Here is a 20783-nt window from a genome sequence, read left to right on the forward strand (position 1 = left end):
CCGGACACAGGTTGTCGGCGGAACTGTAGTTCCGCGACAGGCTTTATCCACCTCCTGTGGAAAAGTTATGTGTGGAAAAGTTATGCGCAAATCGGAACGCATATGCGCATACAGTTAGCGAAGGGGGAATGCTTATGGCGTTTGACGGATTTGAACTGTTCGAGCCGCAGGTCGAGCTGCTCGGGCGGCATCTGGCGACGATAGAGAACCACTGCGGCATAGTAGAGTATGACGAGACCGTGCTGCGGGTGAAATGCCGCCGGTGCGAGGTGCGCATCGAGGGCGAGGGACTGCATCTGACCGCGCTGACGCTTGGAGAGCTGGCGGTCGAGGGAGACATCCGCTCGGTCGCGTTCCTGCCGGGAGGGGAGGGAGCGGAATGATCGAGCGGCTGCTGCGGCGGACGGCGGGGGAGGTGCGCGTGCGCGTGACGGGCGCGAGCTTGCCGCGGTTCCTCAATGCCTGCACGCAGGGCGGCGTGCGGCTGCGGCGCATGGAGCGTGTCTCATGGGACAGGATGGACGCGACGCTGTCGCTCGGGGATTTCCGAAAACTGCGCTCGTGTATGGGCCGTACCGGCTGCCGGGTGCACATTCTCGAGCGGCGCGGCGTGCCCTTCGTGCTCGCGCATCTGCTGCCGCGGACGGCGCTGCTGGCGGGGCTGGCGGCGTTCTGCGTCATGGCGTACCTTGTCGGCACGCGGGTGTGGGAGATCCGCACGGACATCTCGCCGTCGCTGAGTGAAAGCGCGGTCATGGGCAGGCTCGCTTCGCTCGGCGTCGACATCGGCACGCCGCTGCGCAGCATCGACACGCCGTCCATCCGGCGGCAGATGATGGTGTGGGACCCGGACATTACGTTTTTCGCGCTGAATCTGCGCGGGAACAGCCTGACGGTGACGGCGCACGCCGGGGCGGCCGCGCCCGAGGTCGCGGATGAAGCGCGCCCGATGCGCATCGTCGCGTCGCACGGGGGCGTGGTGCAGCAGGTGCGCGCGCTGCGCGGCGAGGCGCTCGTGCGTGCCGGGGACGCGGTGGAGACGGGGGATGTGCTGATCGACAGTCTCGTGCCGCCGACGAGGGAGAACGGTCTCCCGCACACGGTTCGGGCGGAGGGGACGGTCGAGGCATATACCGTGCGCCGGGCGCGGTCGGTGCGGCCGCTGAGAAAGGCAAAAAAATCCTATTACAGGAAAACGTGTCGACTTATGTCGATTAACATTGGAAAAATGACGAAAAAATTGTATTTTGGTACTGGTATTGCAGGGGGGACCTGTGATAAAATGATAGAAGCGAAAACGTGGCGGCTGAGCGAGAGCGTTTGTCTGCCGGTGACGGTTTTCGTGCAGACCTATCGGTACTATGACGCAGAGCCGGAGACCGTGACGGCGGCGCAGGAGCGCACGGAGATGGTGCGCCGGGCGCTGGGGGCGGTCATTCGCGAAACGGACGGAGGGCGCGTGCTTTCGCTGCGCAGTGCGCTCGAGGAGAAGGACGGCGCGGCCGTGCTCGACCTGACCGTTCACGCGGTGGAACAGATCGGCAGCCCTGCCGAGGGGGACGCTTCCGAGGGCAGCGGCCCTTGACTGCTTTACCGTCAGCAGACGGCTGACCTTCCGCCGATACAGCGGCTCGCCGGTGGAGGCGACTTTACGCTCGAAGTGAGCGTGCACAGTGGCCGCCTTCGGCGGCAGGGGGATGCCGTGCCCACGGCGGGGGCAAAAGGGGACGTAGGACACCTGCGGTTTCCTATGTCCCCTCTTGACACCCCTTTGACCTTCCGCTGGCCGCTCAGCAAAGCATTCGCGGCTAAACGGGGGTTACGGGGGCTCGGTTCCGTGCGTCTTTCAGCTTGTGGGACGCTTTATTGCCCTGAATTTACTTTGCGTAAACCGCCGCGCATAACAGTGCGCGGCCATCCTGTGCAGAACGCTCACCCCGTCGCTGCGAAAAGCTCCGCTTCAATCAAGAGCATACCCTTGGAGCACCAGACGCCCCTGTGGGCCCCTCGCATTTAGACGCGCGACCGGAGGGAGTCGCGTCCAAAGGAGGGTCTGGGGTGTCAAGAGGGGAAAGGGAACCATCGGTGCCCTGTCCCCTCTTGTCTCCGCCGGGAGACCCCGGCACTCTCCGCCGCCAGACGGCGGCAATGCCACGCCATGTCATGGCGAACATCCCCCCGCCCGGGAGGGCCAGTCTCGCCTCCAGCGGCGCACCGCTGTATCGGCGGAGATAAACCCTCTGCTGAGGGTAAAGAAAAAAGGCCGCATTGCCTGCGGCAACAAAACTGTAATTATATCCCTTTTAAGGAAGGTGTTTCTCATAGATACGTTAATCCCTGTTGAACAGACCGAGCTGCTGATGGCAGTGTTCGGCGCGTTCGACGAAAACATCAAGCTGCTCGAGCATGAGCTCGAGATCTCCGTCATCAGCCGCGGACAGGAGCTCAAGATCTCCGGCGAGCCGGAAAACGTGGGCGTGGCGACGCGCACCATCGGCGCACTGCTCGCCATGGCAGGCCGCGGCGAGGCCATCGGCACGCAGACTGTGCAGTACGTCATCGGTCTTGCGCGCGAAAACCGCGAGAGCGAGGTTCACACGATGAGCCGCGATGTGCTGTGCATCACGGCCAAGGGCAAGCCGGTCAAGGCCAAGACCCTCGGACAGAAGCGCTACATGGAGGCCATCCGCAAGAACACCATCGTCATGGGCGTCGGCCCGGCCGGTACGGGCAAGACCTACCTTGCCGTAGCGGCGGCGGTCGCGGCGTTCCGCGACAAGCAGGTCTCGCGCATCATCCTCACGCGCCCGGCGGTCGAGGCGGGCGAAAAGCTCGGCTTCCTGCCCGGCGACCTTCAGAGCAAGGTAGACCCCTATCTGCGTCCGCTGTATGACGGCCTGTTCGATATGCTCGGCGCGGACAACTTCACCAAGTACCAGGAGCGCGGCTCGATCGAGGTTGCGCCGCTCGCGTACATGCGCGGCCGAACTCTCGACGACAGCTTCATCATCCTCGACGAGGCGCAGAACACGACCCCCGAGCAGATGAAGATGTTCCTGACCCGTCTCGGATTCGGCTCCAAGGCGGTCATCACGGGCGACATCACCCAGATCGATCTGCCGGGCGGCAAGCAGAGCGGTCTGCGCGAGGCGCTGCGCGTGCTCGACCACGTCGAGGGCATCGCCCAGTGCTATCTCACCGAAAAGGACGTAGTACGTCATGAGCTGGTGCAGCGCATCGTCAAGGCGTATGCGGAATATGAAAGCAAGAAACCGAAAGACAGACCGGAGGCAAAGCCGCACCGCTTCGTCCGCCGCAGGGAGGAAAAATAAACATGAAGATCATCAAGGAACCGTTTATGCAGCTCCAGCCGGAGCACTTCATCAGCGTCACGTTCGAGACCGAGGTCAAGGACGCGGACAGCGTGCGCGAGCTGATCGAAAAATGCGCGAAGAACGTGCTCGAGCGCGAGAACATCCCGTTCGACGCGGAGATCGACGCGCGCGTGGTAGACGCAGAGGAGATCCGCCGCCTGAACGCTGAGTTCCGCGACAAGGACGTGGTGACCGACGTTCTGAGCTTTCCGATGTTCGACTATTACAACGGCGCGCCGCGCGAGGATCTCGAGCCCGATCCGGAGAGCGGCCGCGTCATGCTCGGCGACATGGTGCTGTGCTACACGCGCGCCTGCGAGCAGGCCGAGGAATACGGACACTCCGCCGCGCGCGAGTGCGGCTTTCTGACCACGCATTCCGTGCTGCATCTGCTCGGCTATGACCACGAGCGGGGCGAGGATGACACGGCACGCATGCGCCGCCGCGAGAAGGAATACCTCGAGGCGATCGGCCTGACGCGCGACGATGGCTAAAAGCCGTATCCGTAAATTCCGCGAGAGCTTCCTCTACGCCGGGCGGGGGCTCCGGCTGTGCATCACGGGCGAGCGCAACTTCCGCGTGCACATGACCGCGGCGTTCTATGTGACGGCGGCGGCCGTCATGGGACATGTAACGAGCACGGAGGCGGCGGTGCTGTGCCTGTGCTTCGGCCTGACGATGGGCGCGGAGCTGATGAACACGGCGGTCGAGCGGCTGTGCGACAAGACCGCGCGCGGCTACGACCGGATGGTGCGCGACGCGAAGGACATCGCGGCGGCAGCCGTGTTTGTGTGCGCGGCCGCCTGCGTGGCGGTGGGCGTGTGCATCTTCCTCATGCACGGCGTGCTGGCGGCCGCTCTGCGGTTTTTAGCCGCGCGGCTCTGGCTCGCGATGGTCTTTCTTGTCACCGTTCCGGCGGCCGTGTGGTTCGTTTTCTTCTTCGGAAGGAAGCAGTAATTGCCCCAAACGGGGACAGGCGTCCTTTCTTCCTTCCCCTCAGCAGAGGGGAGACCTTCCGCCGTTCCGGCGGCTTGCCGCCGCAGGCGAGGAGTGGCTGCCGATGGGCAGGCCGGACATTGCCGCCGTGCCCACGGCGGGGGGGGCAAAAGGGGAAAAGGGCACCGTATGGTTCCCTTTCCCCCTCTTGACTCCCCCAAACCCTCCTTCGAGCCGCGACGCCCTTCGGTTGCGCGGCTAAACGGGGGTTACGAGAGCTCGGTTCCGTGCATCGTTTCGCTTATGGGACGCTGTAAGGCCCTGAATTTACTTTGCGTAAACCGCCGCGCATAACAGTGCGCGGCCATCCGGTGCAGAGCGTTTGCTTTGCGCTGCGAAAAGCTCCGCTTCGATCAAGAATGAACCCTTGGAGCACCAGACGCCCCTGTGGGCCCCTCGCTTTTAGACGCGCGACCGGAGGGAGTCGCGTCCGAGGGAAGATGTGGGGGTGTCAAGAGGGGGATAAGAAACCCGGAGGGTGTCATGGCCCCCTCTTGTCTCCGCCGCCAGACGGCGGCGCACCGCTGTATCGGCGGAGATAAACTCTCTGCTGAGAGTAAAAGAGAAAAGGACGCACATCTGTGCAGAAGATAAAAGTTTAATTCTTTAGGAGATATTTTCATGAAAATAACCAAGACTGCGGTCGTCTCTGTCGTCGGCCGCCCGAACGTGGGCAAGAGCACGCTCACCAACAAGCTCGTCGGCCAGAAGGTGGCCATCGTTTCGAGCAAGCCGCAGACCACGCGCACGCGCATCACGGGTCTTTTGAACAAAAACGGCACGCAGTACGTCTTTCTGGACACGCCGGGTTTGCACAAGCCGCGCACACAGCTGGGCGACTATATGTGCAAGGTCGTGACCGACACGGTCTCCGAGGTGGACGCGGCGATGCTGGTGGTCGAGCCGATCGCGAACATCGGTCCGGCCGAGGAGAGCCTGATCGCGCAGATCAAGGCGCATCATATGCCCGCTGTCCTCGTCATCAACAAGATCGACACGGTCAAGAAGGAGGAGCTGCTGAACGTCATCGCGACCTACGCCGCAGCGCACGAGTTCGAGGCGGTCGTGCCCATCTCTGCGCGCACGGGCGAGGGTCTGGACGACCTGCTGGGCGAGCTTTCGAAGTACGCCATCGAGGGCCCGCAGCTGTTCCCGGAGGATATGGTCTCCGACCAGCCGGAGCGACAGCTCGTCGCGGAGATCATTCGCGAGAAGATGCTCCGTCTGCTCGACCGCGAGGTACCGCACGGCGTCGCCGTCGGCATTGAGCGCTGGCACGAGCGCGAGGACGGTCTCGTCGAGATCAACGCGGTCATTTACTGCGAAAAGGCGAGCCACAAGGGCATCATCATCGGCAAGCAGGGCGCGATGCTGCGCGAGATCGGCAAGCAGGCGCGCGGCGACATCGAGCGCATGCTCGACGCGAAGGTCTATCTCGAGCTGTGGGTCAAGGTCAAGGAGGGCTGGCGCAACAACCAGTACCAGATGCGCAACTTCGGCTACGAGGAGCAGTAACCCGTGGCCGAGGTGAAGCTGCGCGCGCTCGTGCTGCGCGAGGTAGACTTCGGAGACTGGGACAGGTATCTGACCGTGCTCGCGGAGGACGGCCGCAAGGTGGAAATCCTCTGTAAGAACGCGCGGCGCGGCAAAAAGACAAACCCGGCGGCGCGGCAGCTGTGCTTTTCTGAGTTTATCCTCGCGGAGAGAGGAGAGAAGTACGCCCTGCGCGAGGCCGACCTCGTGCACTCGTTCTTTGTCCTTGCCGAGGACATCGAGCGCTACGCGCTTGCCTGCTACCTGTGCGAACTGACTTCGGCGCTGAGCGACCCGGGGCTTGAGAGCCCGGCACTGTGCAGGCTTCTGCTGACGGCGCTGCTCGCCCTCGAGCGGAAAAAGCGCGACCCGGCACTCGTCAAGGCGGCCTTCGAGCTGCGCGTGATGGCGGAGAGCGGCTACGCGCCGGATTTAACCTCGTGCGGCGTGTGCGGCGAGGTGATAGAGAACCCGCCGGTGTGCTTTTCCGTTCGGGCGGGCACAGCCGCGGACGCAAAGTGCGCGGGGAGAGTCGGCGGTTATGCACAGCTTGTGGACAGTACCCTGCGGGCGATGCTTCATGCGCTGACAGCCGAGCCGAACAAGGTGTATGCGTTCGCACTCAGCGGACCCGCCAGAGAGCAGTTCTGCGGCATGGCCGAGGAGTATGTAAAGTACCACCTTGGACGAGAATTCGAAAGCCTGCGGTTTTATCGGTCATTGCAGATGCCGATGAAGTGATGGTATATAAACGCGTAGAGAGTCGTAGAAATACGTAGAGAAATATACAATATTTAGAATAATAGTGTATTCTTCTACGACATTCTACGCATTTCTACACTAATACTCATCTATCCCAATAAACGGGTGACAGAAAGGAGCAGCAGTATGGATCGCAAAGCAGCCTCCATGTGGAAGGTAACGAGAAATCTGATTCTTACAGACGTTTGTGCAATCGCCTTGTACTGGCTCATACCGAGCGCAAAGATGCTCGTGCTGCCGCTTGGTGTACTGTGCGCCATCGGATATATGCTGTGGCTGGGACGGTGCTTCCTGAACGACTGCAAGGCCAATCTGCCGAATGAGGACTATCAGCGCATTGCCGCCGAGTTCGGCTTTATCTGGTTCTGGAACCCCGGTCGGAGAGAGCAGTGGCAGTACACCGCCGAGGAAAGCGGCGAGACCGGTGCGGCGCTGCTGCGCATCTGGCGCGGGAATATGGTGCTTGTCATCGTGTCGCTGGCGGTCATGGCGGTACTGGTTTGGATGGGGTAAACGTATAGAAATGTCGTAGGGTTGCGTGGGTATGTAAATGTATATTGGTAATCCATCAACGAAACCCTGCGCAATAGGTTGAAATAATTTCCAAATCATAATTGAGAGGATTTGAAATGAACAGATTAGGCGAAAAGTCCCTTAAAACACTGGAATATTACGAAATACTCGAGCGGCTGGCCGCGCAGGCGGCCTCGGAGGCGGCCAAGGAAAAATGCCGCGCGCTGCGGCCGCTGGACGACCGCGAGCAGGCGGAGCTGTGGATGCGCCAGACCACGGACGCGAAGGACCGCATGGTGCGGCAGGGCAGCCCGTCCTTCGGCGGCATCCGTGAGGTAGGCGCGATCCTCATCCGCGCCGACCGCGGCGGCACGCTCAATCCGCGCGAGCTGCTGAGCGTGGCGAGCCTTTTGCAGACCGCGCGCCGCGCGCTCGCCTACGAGGCGGAGAGCGAGGAAAAGAGCGCGCTCTCGCCAATCTTCGGCCTGCTCTCGGGCAACCGCAGCCTCGAGGAGGCCATCACCACCGCCATTGTCTCCGAGGAGGAGATCGCGGACGGCGCGTCCCCCGAGCTGCTCTCCATCCGCCGCGAGCTGCGCCGCATCTCCGGCAGGGTCCGCGAGACGCTCAACCGCATGATCTCGGGCGAGCGCTCCAAGTACCTCCAGGAGACCATCATCACCCAGCGAAACGGCCGCTTCGTCGTGCCGGTCAAGGCTGAGCACCGCGGCGACGTGCCGGGTCTGGTGCACGACACCTCGTCCACCGGCGCTACCGTGTTCGTCGAGCCGCAGCAGGTCGTTGAGATCAACAACCAGATCAAGGTGCTCGAGGGCCGCGAGGAGGCCGAGATCGAGCGTATCCTCGCCTCGCTTTCTGCTGAGGTATCCATGTACAAGGGCGCCATCGAGCAGGACTACGACGCGCTCACGACACTCGATTTTATCTTCGCGCGAGCCAAGCTCTCCTTTGAGATGAATGCAGCAGCGCCCTCGCTCCTCGAGAGCGGCAGCCGCGTGCGTCTGCTGCGCGCCCGTCATCCGCTGCTCGACAAGGACAAGGCGGTCGCTATCGACATCGCCATCGGCGACGACTACGACACCCTCGTCATCACCGGCCCGAACACCGGCGGCAAGACGGTATCCCTCAAGACGCTCGGCCTGCTCTCGCTCATGGCGGCGAGCGGTCTGCACATCCCGGCGAGCGAGGAGTCCGAGATTGGACTGTTCGAGCATGTTTACGCCGACATCGGCGACGAGCAGAGCATCGAGCAGAGCCTGTCCACCTTCTCCGCCCACATGAAGACCATCGTCTCCATCATGGACTGCTGCGGTCAGGGCGACCTTGTGCTGTTCGACGAGCTGGGCGCCGGTACCGACCCGGTCGAGGGCGCGGCGCTCGCCGTCGCGGTCATCGGCTATGCCCGTCAGATGGGCGCGTGCGTCGCCGCGACCACGCACTACGCCGAGCTCAAGACCTTCGCTCTCACGACCGACGGGGTGGAGAACGCCTCGTGCGAGTTCGACGTACAGTCGCTCCAGCCGACCTACCGCCTGCTCACCGGCATCCCCGGCAAGTCCAACGCCTTCGCCATCGCGGCGCGCCTCGGCCTTCAGCCGACCATCATCGACCGCGCGAAGGAGCAGGTTTCGACCGAGGATGCACGCTTTGAGGACGTTCTGGCTGAGCTTGAGCGCGAGCGCCGCCGCATCGAGAAGATGAAGGAGGAGGCGCAGCGCATGAGGAGCGCCGCCCAGTCCGAGCGCGACAAGATGCGTGCGGAGCGCGATGCCGCCGAGGAACGGGCGGATAAGATGATGGAGGGTGCGCGCAGCCAGGCGGACAACATCCTCAAGAATGCGCGCATGACGGCGGAGACTGTGTTCGACGAGCTGGAAACGCTCAAGAAGCAGTCGCAGAAGAAGGCGAGCGAACAGAATCTTGCCGCCGCAAAGGCGGCTCTGCGCGGCGTCATCACCCAGACCGAGAACGAGCAGCGCCGGGGCATCCAGAAGCGCGTCGTGGACGCGGAGGAAGTCCGTCCGCTGGCCAAGGGCGACCGTGTTCGCCTGTTGAACGTCGGCGGCGTCATCGCGACTGTGCTCGCCGCGCCCGACAGGGACGGCAGCGTGCAGGTGCAGGCAGGGCCGATGAAGATGACGGTCAAGGTCAACGAGGTACGTCTCGTCGAGGAGAAAAAGGCGGCGCCCAAGCCGAAGATGCAGCCGCGCCGCGACGCACCGCGCCGGGAGCTCAATCTGCGGAGTGCCGAGAGCGAGGTGGATGTGCGCGGCATGAGCGCGGAGGAAGCACTGTTCGAGGTGGACAACTTCCTGTCGCGCGCGATCATGGCCGGACTTCCGGCCGTCACTGTCATTCACGGCAAGGGCACGGGCGTGCTGAGAAATGCGGTGCAGCAGCACCTGCGGAAGAACAAGCGCGTCAAGTCGGTTCGCAGCGGCGTCTATGGCGAGGGCGAGCAGGGCGTTACTATCGTAGAATTGAAATAATTCCCCGTCGGGGACAGGCGGTTTTTGTTCTTTACCCTCAGCAGAGGGGAGACCTTCCGCCGATACAGCGGTGCGCCGCTGTATCGGCGAGGGGGAAAGCACTCGGCTGGGTAGAGCCTGCAATAAAGTAAAGATGCTTTAATTCATGGGAAAATCTCCTTGGTTTTCTATGAAAAATGCTGAACAAAACCGCGGCCTTTACTGCGTTTTGGTAAACTATTTTAAGCAATCACAGCAATATGACCGATAAAACCGGGTTTTGCAGGAAAAAATTCATTCAAAAAACAAACATGCCGGAGAGAAATTCTCCTTGACGAACTCCGGAAAAAGAGATAGACTATATATAACGGATTTGAAGAAATAGGAGCGATGCAGATTATGTATTCAAAAGAGGTACAGGTTACCAATCAGGTAGGCTTATATGCCCGTCCGGCAACTTTTTTTATTCAGAAAGCTAACGAGTTCAAGTCGACGATCCTCGTAGAGAAGGAAGAGCGTCGTGTCAACGCGAAGAGCCTGCTCGGCATTCTCTCCCTTGGCATCACCAAGGGCACGACCATCAACCTGATCGCAGACGGCCCGGATGAAGAAGAGGCTGTTGCTGCACTGGTCGAGCTGATCACGTCCAATTTTACTGACTAAGTTATCGCATCCTGAATGAGCACCGATCTTTTGTTTTAGGTCGGTGCTTTTTTATCGAAACAGGACGAAAACCGCGAGGGAGGAACGGCCTGCCATGACAAGAGAACAGCTGAAAGAGCGCGTGCGCCGGCTCCCCATGCAGCCGGGCGTATATATGCACAAGGACAAGACCGGCCGGGTCATCTACGTCGGCAAGGCCAAGCTGCTGCGCAACCGTGTGGCGAACTATTTTCAGCCGCCCGAGCGCCTGAATGCCAAAACGCGCCAGCTCGTCAGCCATATCGACACCTTCGACATCATCGTCACCGAGAGCGAGTTCGAGGCGCTCGTGCTCGAAAATTCGATGATAAAAAAATATCAGCCCAAGTACAACATCCTGCTGAAGGACGACAAGGGCTATCCTTATATCCGGCTGGACACGACGCAGGACTATCCGCGCTTTACGGTCGTTTCGCGGCCTGCGGAGGACGGCGCGCGGTATTTCGGCCCGTACATGGGCAGAAAGGCTGCCTTCAGCGCCATCGACACGATCAGCGAGGCGCTGCATCTCGCGACCTGCTCGCGCGTCTTTCCGCGTGACATCGGAAAGGACAGGCCATGCCTGAACCAGCATCTCGGCCGGTGCTGCGCGCCCTGCACGGGCAGGGTCAGCGCCGAGGAGTACCGCGCACTCATTTTACAGGCGGCGTCCATCTTCGAGGGCGGCGCGAAGCAGCTCGAGCGCGAGCTGACCGAGAAGATGAACGAGGCGGCGGAGGAATTGCAGTTCGAGCGAGCGGCCGATCTTCGCGACCGTCTGCGCGCCATCCAGAAGCTCGGCACGCGGCAGCATGTGGTCGCCGGGGCGTTCGCCGAGCTGGACGCGATCGCGTTCGTGCAGGGACAGACCCGTGCGTGCGTGTGTGTGCTGCATTACGGCGGCGGCTCGCTGCAAAGCAAGGAGTACACGCTGTTCCACCTGACCGGGGGCGACCCGGCCGAGGTGCTGTCCGCCTTCGTCAAGCAGTATTACGCCCAGCGCGGCGCCGCGCCGAAGACCGTCCTGCTCTCGCATGAGATCGAGGACGCGGCAGCGGCAGGGGAGTACCTGTCCTCGCTCGCCGGACGAAAGGCAGAGCTGGCCGTACCGCAGAGAGGCGAGCGGCGCGTGCTGACCCGGCTCGCGGAGAAGAACGCCTATGAGGAGATCGAGCGGCGCGAAAAGCAGTCCGAACGCCGTCATAAGTCGCTCGAGCTGCTCCAGAGCGTGACCGGCATGGCGGCGCTGCCGCTGCGGCTCGAGGCCTACGATATTTCCAACTTCGCCGGACAGGACACGGTCGGCTCGATGATCGTTTTCGTCGAGGGACAGCCGAAGAAGTCCGACTACCGCAAGTTCAGGATCGCCTGCGCCGCGAACGGACAGGACGACTATGCGTCCATGCGCGAGATGCTGACGCGCCGCGTGCAGCGCTATGCGGACGGGGACGAGAAATTCGCGCCGCTGCCGAACGCCTTCATGATCGACGGCGGTCTGGGTCATGTGCGCATCTGCAAGGAGGTGCTCGACTCGTTCGGGCTGTCGGTGCCGTGCTTCGGCATGGTCAAGGACGACCATCACCGCACCCGTGCGCTCATCGCCCCGGACGGGCGCGAGTTCGGCATTTCGGCAACGCCTGCGCTGTTCGCGCTTGTCGGCCGGATGCAGGAGGAGGTGCACCGCTTCGCCATCGAGTACAACCGAAAGCTCGGCGGAAAGCGTGTGCGCGGCTCGACGCTCGACCGGATACCCGGAGTGGGCGACAAGCGCCGCACAGAGCTGCTGAAGCACTTCGGCAGCGTGGAGAATATCCGCCATGCGGAGGAGAACGAGCTTGCCAGAATCGTCCCGCGGAACACGGCCAAAGAAATCTACGATTTCTTCCATAAGGAAGGCTGAGAGACTTCACGGGTTTACCGTCTGCTGACGGCGGAGCTTTCGCCGATACAGCGGCGTACCGCTGGAGGCGAGATTTACGCTCAGGGTGAGCGTGCACATTGGCCGCCGCCCGGCGGCGGGGGATTGTCGGCGCCCGCCGACAGGGAACGCCGTGCCCACGGCGAGGGGCAAAAGGGGACGTAGGACACCTGCGGTTTCCTATGTCCCCTCTTGACACCCCTTTGACCTTCCGCTGGCCGCTCAGCAAAGCATTCGCGGCTAAACGGGGGGGACGGGGGCTCGGTTCCGTGCGTCGTTTCGCTTATGGGACGCTTGTCCGCCCTGAATTTACCTGCACCGGCTCCGCTTCCATCAAGAATGAAGCCTTGGAACACCAAACACATCTGTGGGCACCTCGCTTTTAGACGCGCAACCGAAGGGCGTCGCGTCCGAGGGAAAATGTGGGGGGTGTCAAGAGGGGGATAAGAAACCCGGAGGGTGTCTTGGCCCCCTCTTGCCCCTGCCGCCGGGCGGCGGCAATGCCCGGCTGGCCCATCGGCAGCCATTCTTCGCCTGCGGCGGCAAGCCGCCGGAACGGCGAGAGATTTACATTTAGGATAGTTGTTTACTTCTTTTTAAGAAAGGAAAATATTATGCGCGTTGTTTCCGGTTCCGCCCGGGGCTGCAGGCTCCAGCCCGTCCCCGGCATGAACACCCGTCCCACCACCGACCGGGTCAAAGAAAACGTCTTTAATCTCATTCAGGACCATGTCCGCGACGCCGACGTCCTCGACCTGTTCGCCGGAACCGGCCAGCTCGGCATCGAAGCCCTCTCGCGCGGCGCCGCGCACTGCGACTTCATCGAGCACAACGGCACGGCGTACAGCGTCGTCTCGAAGAACGTTCAGACCGCCCGGGTGCAGGACCGCGCCTCGCTCCACCGCGTCGAGGCACGCGATTTTCTGGCGAAAGCCGCCGCGAAAAAGTATTCCCTTATCTTCCTCGACCCACCCTACGGCGGAACTATTCTGGAAAATGCGCTTTCCGGCATAGAAAGGTTTGACATTCTCTCTGCAAATGGTATAATAATTTGTGAAAGTGCAGTAGAGGACAGGTTCGCCCACGGCTTCGAGGTCGTCAGGGAACGCCGCTACGGCGCGACCATGATTACCGTTCTGCGTCGGCAGGACGGCGGAACGGATGAGTAAAAGAAATATGAGAATTGCGATCTATCCCGGCTCCTTCGACCCCGTGACGCTGGGACATCTGGACATCATCCGCCGCGCTTCCGGTCTGTTTGACCGGCTGATCGTCGCGGTGATGCACAACCAGAACAAAAAGCCGATGTTCTCCGTCGAGGAGCGCATGGAAATGCTCCGGCGCACGACGGCCGGCCTCCCGAACGTGGAGATCGAGAGCTTCGGCGGCCTGCTGGCGGACTACGCCCGCAGAAAAAACGCCTGCGTGCTCGTAAAGGGTCTGCGCGCAGTATCGGACTTCGAGTACGAGTTCCAAATGGCTCTGGCAAACCGGAAATTAAACGCCGATCTTGATACGGTATTCCTTATGACCAGTTCGGAGTATATGTACCTGTCATCCTCGGTGGTTAAGGACATAGCAGTACATGGCGGCAGCGTGGCCGGTTTCGTACCGGATGAGATCGTGCAGGATATCGTGCGCCGCACACGAAAGGAAGACTAAATATGGCAACTTTAGACGAACTGATTAACCGTATGTACGACATGGTGCAGGATGCGAAGGGCATTCCGCTGGCTGGCGAGAAGTGCATCCTCGAGCGCGACCAGATGCTCGACCTGCTTGACGAGCTGCGCTCCACTCTGCCGAACGACCTGCAGGCTGCGCAGGACATCGTAGCCAAGCGCAACGACCTGCTCGCCTCCGGCAAGCGCGAGGCTGAGGCCATCCGCCGCAAGGCCGAGGAGGACGCGCGCCAGATGGTCTCCGAGACCGAGATCGTTGTCGCCGCCCGCAAAAAGGCCAAGGAAGTGCAGGGCAACGCCGAAATCCAGGCGCGCGAGCTGCGCAGAGTTGCCAATGAGTACTGCGAGGACACCCTCAAGCGCACCGAGGAGGCTGTCGCCCTCTCGCTCGACGAGGTCCGCAAGGCCCGTCAGCGCTTCAAGAGCATCGCAAAGTAAACATGAAGATCACGGGGGACTGTTTCGCGGCGGTCCCTCTTTTTCTGTTTCGTGGGAAAAGTGTGCAGGACGGAAAAAGCACGCGGCAAACTTCGAACAAGTGTTCGGAGCTGCAAAATCTGCTCAAAATCGCGAATACAGAGCGGTAAACTTCTGCAAAATATAACAAATTAAATCTTGCATTCAAGGCGCTGTGCCGTTATAATGTTAATAAGAGTGGTGAGATGTGGGGCAAAGTGTCACGCATTCCATCGAGGCGGCAGGAAAGCGAGTGTGAGGTGAGACAGGGTGAAGGGCGAATACAGGCATACCATCGACGCAAAAGGGCGCCTTGCCATGCCTGCCAAGCTGCGCGACGAGCTCGGCGAGCACTTCACGGTCACAAAGGGCCTCGACGGCTGTCTTTTTGTCTACCCCGACGCAGAGTGGGCTTCGCTCGAAGCACGCATCCGCAGTCTCGGCAACGGCGAAAAGGCGCGCCGCATCAAGCGCTATTACTGCGCCAACGCCTTCGATGCACAGCTCGACGCGCAGGGACGTATCCTTATTCCGGGTAATCTGCGCGAATTTGCATGTCTGGAAAAAGATGTAACTGTTGTCGGCCTGCTCGACCATGCCGAGATCTGGGACACCGAAAAGTGGAACGAGTACAACGGCTCGATCGACGCGGAAAGCATCTCTGCGGACATGGAAGGAATCGATTTTTAACCGGGAGGCTGTGAATATGGAATTTCATCATGTTTCCATTCTGCTCCAGCCTTGTCTGGACGCACTGAATATCAAGCCGGACGGCATTTATGTGGATGCCACGACCGGCGGCGCAGGCCATTCGCTGCACATCGCGCAGGAGCTCGGTGAGGGCGGCAGACTGATCTGCATCGACCGCGACGACGAGGCGCTTGAAAACGCGAAGACCCGTCTCGCGTCGGTCTGGGACCGCGTGACCACTGTCAAGAGCGACTTCCGCGAGATCGACCGCGTGCTCGAGGGGCAGGGCCTTTCGGGCGCGGACGGCATCCTGTTCGACCTCGGCGTTTCCTCGCCGCAGCTCGACCATGCGGAGCGCGGCTTCTCCTATATGAAGGACGCGCCGCTCGATATGCGCATGGACCGTCAGCAGGCGCTCTCTGCGTGGGATGTGGTCAACACGTGGAGCCGGGAGGACATCCGGCACATCCTGTTCGAATACGGCGAGGAGCGCTATGCTCCGCTGATCGCAGCCGCCATCGAGCGCGAGCGCGGAAAAAAGCCGATCGAGACCACGCTGGAGCTCGTGGACATCATTCGCGGCGCCATGCCGGCCAAGGCGCTGCGCGAAAAACAGCATCCGGCCAAGCGCAGCTTTCAGGCCATCCGTATTGCGGTAAACGATGAGCTGGGCGCGGTGCGCGAGGCGATGGAAAAGGCGATCGACTGCCTGAATCCGGGCGGCCGTCTCGCTGTCATCACGTTCCACAGCCTTGAGGACCGCATCGTCAAGGCCGCGTTCAATCAGGCAGCCCAGGGCTGCACCTGCCCGAAGGATTTTCCGGTATGCGTCTGCGGCAAAAAGCCGAAGGTGCGTCTGACGCCGCGCAAGCCCATCCTTCCGAGCGATGAAGAGATCGAGGAGAACCCGCGTGCACGCAGCGCAAAGCTGCGCGTGTGCGAAAAAATATAAGCACGGCGTGCCGTGCACGGACTTAGCAGAAAGGGTAATGCTTTATGGCAGCAATAGCAACGAGAGACAGTGCCGCCTATAAACGATATAACGAAAAGCTGCCGGAGGTCAAGGCGGAGGGCAAGAGCAGCCTTCAGCTGGCGAAGCCGCCGAGGAAGCGCCGCAGAAAAAGCCTGCGCAGGAGCGTCATTCTGAGCATTCTGGCGGCGGTAGGCGCATCGGCGTACATTCTCTACTGCCAGATGCAGCTGACGCAGCTGACCGCCGAGGTGAGCAAGCAGAGCGACAACCTCAGCGAGATGCAGGCGGAGAACGTTTCGCTGACGACCAAGAAGATGAACAGCATGGACATGACCGAGGTAGAGCAGCACGCTGTGGACGATCTCGGCATGGTCAAGATGGATAATTCGCAGATCGAGTATGTTGAGCTGACCCGTCCGGACGTTGTGACGGTCGCGCACAGCGAGCACTCGCTTGAAAACGTGGTTTCCGGTCTGACGGAGTGGTTTTCCTCGATCGTGGAATATATCCGCTGACGGAAGGAATAGGATATATACAGGGGAGTGAGAAGGGGATGCTTCTGACTTCCCTTTATTTTTCCAGGGGGGACCGGTCCCCCCTGGATACCCCGTCGGTTCCGGAGAAACCGCCGGGGATACCCCCCTCTCGTCCGCACGGCGGACGAGGCCGCGCCGCCCCGGCGCGGGCAGAGGTAAGAAAGTCAGGTACACGCCCTGACTTTCTTGGAGATTTTAACGCGGCCTGCTGCGGCAGGCCTGTCCTGCCTGTTCCGGCTTTGCCGGAATGCGGCAGGAGGAGATAGGCTTTTGTTTATTTCGGAGGATATTTTTTCTATGGGAGAGAAGAAAAAGCCCAGAGTTAATATGACGATGCGTCTGCGCGTGCTCACGGCGCTGTTTCTGGTCATCGGCTTCGGTCTGGTCGGCGTGCGCCTGCTCTATATGCAGGTGTTCCACCACGACTTCTATATCCAGAAGGCCACCTCGCTCCAGACGCGCGATACCTTCATCACCCCGAACCGCGGCAAGATCTACGACGCGAACATGCAGGTGCTCGCCGAGTCCGCCGAGGTCGAGCGCATCACGGTATCGCCCAAGGCGGTCGTGTCCGAGACCAAGGAGAAGAACGGCGTGACCGCCGACGTCCAGCGTCAGACGCTCGCGACCATCCTTTCCGAGACGCTCGACGTCAGCTATGACAGCGTCATGGAGAAGCTGAACAAGACCGACTCGGAATACGAGATCATCGCGCAGAAGGTCGACAAGGACGTCACCAAGGAGCTCAACGCCAAGCTCGAGGCCGCCGGCTGCACCGGCGTGTACTCCGAGCCGGACACCAAGCGCTATTATCAGCACGGCTCGTTCCTGTCCGCCGTGCTCGGCTACGTCGGCAGCGACAACAACGGCGCCTACGGCATCGAGTCGCAGTACAACGACGAGCTTTCCGGCACGGCCGGCCGCATCGTGCGCGTGCAGAACGCCCAGAACGAGGACATCGTTCCGGACACGCAGCAGTATATCCCGGCCAAGGACGGCAACTCGCTCGTCCTGACCATCGACAGCGATATTCAGAACTACCTCGAGAAGCATCTCGAGACCGCGTTCGCGGACAATCCGGAGGCGCGCGACGGTGTTTCCGGCATCGTCATGAACATCAAGACCGGCGAGGTGCTCGCGATGGCGAATCTGCCGGACTTCGACCCGAACGACGCCTACCATCTGACCAGCGAGGTCTATATCAACGAGCTCAAGACCGACGTGCAGAAGATCCTGACTGACGCGAAGATCGCCGCGGTCATCCCGGATAAATGGTATGAGGAGGGCGGCCTTGCGAATCTGCCCGAGGAGCTTCAGAAGAACGACGACATCGTCAGCAAGCTCGGCTCGGCGCGCGTCAACATCCTCATGAAGACCTGGCGCAACCCGGTCGTTTCCGACAACTACGAGCCGGGCTCCACCTTCAAGCTCATGACCGTCGCTACGGCCTATGAGCTGGGCGAGGTGAACGAGGACAGCTCGTTCTACTGCGGCGGCTCGCTGATGGTAGGCGACTGGAAGGAGCCGATCAACTGCGCGAACACGAGCGGCCACGGCATGCAGACGCTGACCGAGGCGCTGATGAATTCGTGCAACGTCGCGATGATGCAGATCGTCCAGAAGGTCGGCATGGCGCGGTTTTATGAGTTTTACAAAGCCTTCGGCCTGCTCGATCAGACCGGCATCGACCTGCCGGGCGAGAGCCGCGGCCAGTTCCACAACACCAGTGAGACGAGCGACTGGAACGAGGTCGCGCTCGCGACCGCGTCCTTCGGTCAGCGCTTTACCGTCACCCCGATGCAGATGATCACCATGGTCAGCGCGATCGTGGACGACGGCAAACTCAAAAAGCCATACGTTGTCAAAAACGTGCTGAATGCCGACGGTACGATCAAGTCCACGACCGATCCCGAGGTGCTGCGGCAGGTCATCTCCGAGGACACCTCCGCCTATATGCGCGAGGCGATGGAGCAGGTCGTCGCAGCCGGCACCGGCAAGAACGCCTACGTCACCGGCTACCGCATCGGCGGCAAGACCGCGACCTCCGAGATCGAGAAGGAGCGCGACGAGACCGGCAAGATCACCGACACCGAGGACCGCTACACCGCCTCCTTCATCGGCGTTGCGCCGATGGACGATCCGCAGATCGCGGTGCTCGTTGCCATCAACGACCTGCCCGAATCCGCGCCTCACGGCGGCGGCGCGATCGCCGCTCCGGTCGTCGGCCGCATCATGGAGGACGTCCTGCCGTACATCGGCGTGACCGCATCCTATGATGAGGACGAGAGCGACCGCCGCGAGCAGACCGTGCCGAATGTGATCGGCATGACGCGCGACGCAGCGGACGAGGCGCTGACGAACAGCGGCTTTGAGTACATCATCCACGGCGAGGGCGAGACCGTTACCGATCAGGTGCCGTCGAGCGGCATCCGCATCCCGGCGAGCGGCCGAGTCATCCTCTACATGGGTGAAGAGAAGCCGACCGAGCAGATCGAGGTGCCTGATGTGAGCGGCATGGACCCGGATACCTGCCGGGATACGCTCGAGGAGTATGGCCTGTATCTCAAGCAGCGCGGCGTCGCCACTTCGCAGATCACGGGCGACACCACCGCGAGCAGCCAGTCGCCTGCGGCAGGTACAAAGGTGAGCATAGGCTCGGTCATCACAGTAGAATTTTCCGATACAACCACGGTCAACGACCGATAGGAGGACGTTTTATGAAATTGCAGGAACTTTTGAAGGGCGTCGCCGTGCTTTCGAGCACGGCGGACGGCGAAGCCGAGATCGGTGAAGTGCGCTACGACTCGCGTGCGGTCGGCAAGGGCGATCTGTTCGTCGCCATCCGCGGCTACGCGACCGACGGCCACAAATATATCGAAAAGGCGCTCGAGCAGGGCGCGGCGGCAGTCGTGTGCGAGGAGGCGCCCGAGGGCGCACCGGCGGTCGTCGTCGAGAACTCGCGTAAGGCGCTCGCGGAGATCGCGGCGAACCGCTTCGGCCATCCGGCGGACAGCATGGTCATGCTCGGCGTGACCGGTACGAACGGCAAGACCACCACGACCTATCTCGTCAAGCACATGCTCGAGGACGCTGGCCACAAGGTCGGCCTCATCGGCACTAACCAGAACCTCATCGGCAGCGAGGTCATCGAGACCGAGCGCACCACGCCCGAGTCCTACGAGCTGCACGCGCTGTTCGCGCGCATGCGCGACGCAGGCTGCACCCATGTCATCATGGAGGTTTCCTCGCACTCGCTCGTGCTCGACCGCGTGCACGGCATCCGCTTTGCGGTCGGCGCGTTCACCAATCTGACGCAGGACCATCTGGACTTCCACAAGACCATGGAGAATTACCGTCAGGCCAAGGCTATCCTGTTCACCGTCAGCGACAGAGGCGTCATCAACCTCGACGACGCGGCGGCAGACAAGATGCTCGCGGACGCGAAGTGCCCGTGCCTGACCTATTCCTGTGGTAATGAAAAGGCGGGTCTGTGCGCGACGAATCTTCAGCTGCACGCGGACGGCGTGGAGTTCGACGCACGGTATAACGGCGAGACCGCGCACGTCAGACTGCCCATTCCGGGTCACTTCTCGGTCGAGAACGCGCTCAACGCCCTCGGCATGGTGCTCTCGCTCGGCATGCCGCTCGCAGACGCGGCGAAGTCCATGGCGACCGCGACCGGCGTCAAGGGCCGCGTGGAAGTCGTTCCGACCGACACGGACTACACCGTGCTCATCGACTACGCCCACTCGCCGGACGGCGTGGAGAACGTGCTGAAGGCCGTCCGCGGCTTCGCAAAGGGCCGCGTTGTCGCGCTGTTCGGCTGCGGCGGCGACCGCGACAGGACCAAGCGCCCGAAGATGGGCAGGATCGCCGCTGACCTTGCGGACTTCTGCATCGTCACGAGCGACAATCCGCGCACCGAGGAGCCGAAGGCCATCATCGACGACATCCTCGAGGGCATGAAGGACAGCAAGACCCCGATGCAGGTCATCGTTGACCGCCCGGCGGCCATCCACTGGGCGCTCGAGCATGCACAGAAGGACGACATCATCGTCCTCATGGGCAAGGGTCACGAGACCTATCAGGAGGTCAACCATGTGAAGCATCACATGGACGAACGTGAAATCGTCGCAGAATATTTCAAAAACTGATAGGGGACTTCAAAAGTCCATCAGCT

General features: G+C 61.5%; 19 protein-coding genes. All 19 read left to right on the forward strand.

The annotated features are described in order from the left end of the window. Nucleotides 1-134: 134 nt before the first annotated feature. The 19 genes from H8S02_RS04310 (at nucleotide 135) to H8S02_RS04400 (ending at nucleotide 20757) form a co-directional block, all read left to right on the forward strand. Complete coding sequence (locus H8S02_RS04310; protein ID WP_186969461.1) at nucleotides 135-383, forward strand: YabP/YqfC family sporulation protein; 249 nt, start codon at nucleotides 135-137, stop codon at nucleotides 381-383. Further along, nucleotides 380-1585, forward strand: coding sequence for a sporulation protein YqfD (locus tag H8S02_RS04315; RefSeq protein ID WP_186969462.1), 1206 nt, complete (start codon nucleotides 380-382; stop codon nucleotides 1583-1585). Before H8S02_RS04310 ends, H8S02_RS04315 begins: the two co-directional genes overlap by 4 nt. A gap of 775 nt (nucleotides 1586-2360) precedes the next feature. After that, nucleotides 2361-3332: a PhoH family protein gene (locus tag H8S02_RS04320; RefSeq protein WP_186969572.1), complete on the forward strand. Its 972-nt coding sequence runs from the start codon at nucleotides 2361-2363 to the stop codon at nucleotides 3330-3332. Between the two features lie 2 nt (nucleotides 3333-3334). Then, nucleotides 3335-3868, forward strand: coding sequence for an rRNA maturation RNase YbeY (gene ybeY, locus H8S02_RS04325; RefSeq protein ID WP_243166410.1), 534 nt, complete (start codon nucleotides 3335-3337; stop codon nucleotides 3866-3868). Next, the gene (locus H8S02_RS04330; protein ID WP_186969463.1) at nucleotides 3861-4331 is read left to right on the forward strand and encodes a diacylglycerol kinase family protein; all 471 of its coding nucleotides are present in this window, start codon (nucleotides 3861-3863) and stop codon (nucleotides 4329-4331) included. The genes ybeY and H8S02_RS04330 overlap by 8 nt, the downstream gene beginning before the upstream one ends. A 660-nt stretch (nucleotides 4332-4991) precedes the next feature. After that, entirely contained in the window at nucleotides 4992-5885 is an 894-nt protein-coding gene (gene era / locus H8S02_RS04335; protein WP_118685909.1) for a GTPase Era, read from the forward strand. A 3-nt stretch (nucleotides 5886-5888) separates the two neighbouring features. After that, entirely contained in the window at nucleotides 5889-6644 is a 756-nt protein-coding gene (gene recO, locus H8S02_RS04340) for a DNA repair protein RecO (protein WP_186969464.1), read from the forward strand. A 147-nt stretch (nucleotides 6645-6791) separates the two neighbouring features. After that, nucleotides 6792-7178 (forward strand): hypothetical protein, encoded by a 387-nt coding sequence (locus tag H8S02_RS04345; protein WP_186969465.1) that lies wholly within the window; start codon nucleotides 6792-6794, stop codon nucleotides 7176-7178. Between the two features lie 116 nt (nucleotides 7179-7294). Further along, a complete protein-coding gene (locus tag H8S02_RS04350) occupies nucleotides 7295-9688 on the forward strand; it encodes an endonuclease MutS2 (protein ID WP_186969466.1) in 2394 nt (797 codons plus the stop codon). A 378-nt stretch (nucleotides 9689-10066) separates the two neighbouring features. Further along, entirely contained in the window at nucleotides 10067-10330 is a 264-nt protein-coding gene (locus tag H8S02_RS04355; RefSeq protein WP_118685905.1) for an HPr family phosphocarrier protein, read from the forward strand. Between the two features lie 94 nt (nucleotides 10331-10424). After that, nucleotides 10425-12248 (forward strand): excinuclease ABC subunit UvrC, encoded by a 1824-nt coding sequence (uvrC, locus tag H8S02_RS04360; RefSeq protein ID WP_186969467.1) that lies wholly within the window; start codon nucleotides 10425-10427, stop codon nucleotides 12246-12248. Between the two features lie 632 nt (nucleotides 12249-12880). Beyond that, entirely contained in the window at nucleotides 12881-13435 is a 555-nt protein-coding gene (gene rsmD / locus H8S02_RS04365; protein ID WP_186969468.1) for a 16S rRNA (guanine(966)-N(2))-methyltransferase RsmD, read from the forward strand. A 7-nt stretch (nucleotides 13436-13442) separates the two neighbouring features. Then, the gene (gene coaD, locus H8S02_RS04370) at nucleotides 13443-13928 is read left to right on the forward strand and encodes a pantetheine-phosphate adenylyltransferase (protein WP_186969574.1); all 486 of its coding nucleotides are present in this window, start codon (nucleotides 13443-13445) and stop codon (nucleotides 13926-13928) included. Nucleotides 13929-13930: 2 nt separating this feature from the next. Then, nucleotides 13931-14386: a hypothetical protein gene (locus tag H8S02_RS04375; protein WP_118685900.1), complete on the forward strand. Its 456-nt coding sequence runs from the start codon at nucleotides 13931-13933 to the stop codon at nucleotides 14384-14386. A 288-nt stretch (nucleotides 14387-14674) separates the two neighbouring features. Next, a complete protein-coding gene (mraZ, locus tag H8S02_RS04380; RefSeq protein ID WP_243023694.1) occupies nucleotides 14675-15094 on the forward strand; it encodes a division/cell wall cluster transcriptional repressor MraZ in 420 nt (139 codons plus the stop codon). 16 nt (nucleotides 15095-15110) lie between these two features. Further along, entirely contained in the window at nucleotides 15111-16046 is a 936-nt protein-coding gene (gene rsmH, locus H8S02_RS04385) for a 16S rRNA (cytosine(1402)-N(4))-methyltransferase RsmH (RefSeq protein WP_186969469.1), read from the forward strand. 44 nt (nucleotides 16047-16090) lie between these two features. Continuing rightward, on the forward strand, nucleotides 16091-16582 hold the full coding sequence (locus H8S02_RS04390; protein WP_186969470.1) for a hypothetical protein: 492 nt from the start codon (nucleotides 16091-16093) through the stop codon (nucleotides 16580-16582). Nucleotides 16583-16900: 318 nt separating this feature from the next. Continuing rightward, the gene (locus H8S02_RS04395) at nucleotides 16901-19309 is read left to right on the forward strand and encodes a penicillin-binding transpeptidase domain-containing protein (RefSeq protein ID WP_186969471.1); all 2409 of its coding nucleotides are present in this window, start codon (nucleotides 16901-16903) and stop codon (nucleotides 19307-19309) included. 11 nt (nucleotides 19310-19320) lie between these two features. Further along, nucleotides 19321-20757: a UDP-N-acetylmuramoyl-L-alanyl-D-glutamate--2,6-diaminopimelate ligase gene (locus H8S02_RS04400; RefSeq protein WP_186969472.1), complete on the forward strand. Its 1437-nt coding sequence runs from the start codon at nucleotides 19321-19323 to the stop codon at nucleotides 20755-20757. The last annotated feature ends 26 nt before the right edge of the window (nucleotides 20758-20783 follow it).

The sequence above is a fragment of the Agathobaculum hominis genome (assembly GCF_014288055.1).
GTDB lineage: Bacteria > Bacillota > Clostridia > Oscillospirales > Butyricicoccaceae > Agathobaculum > Agathobaculum hominis.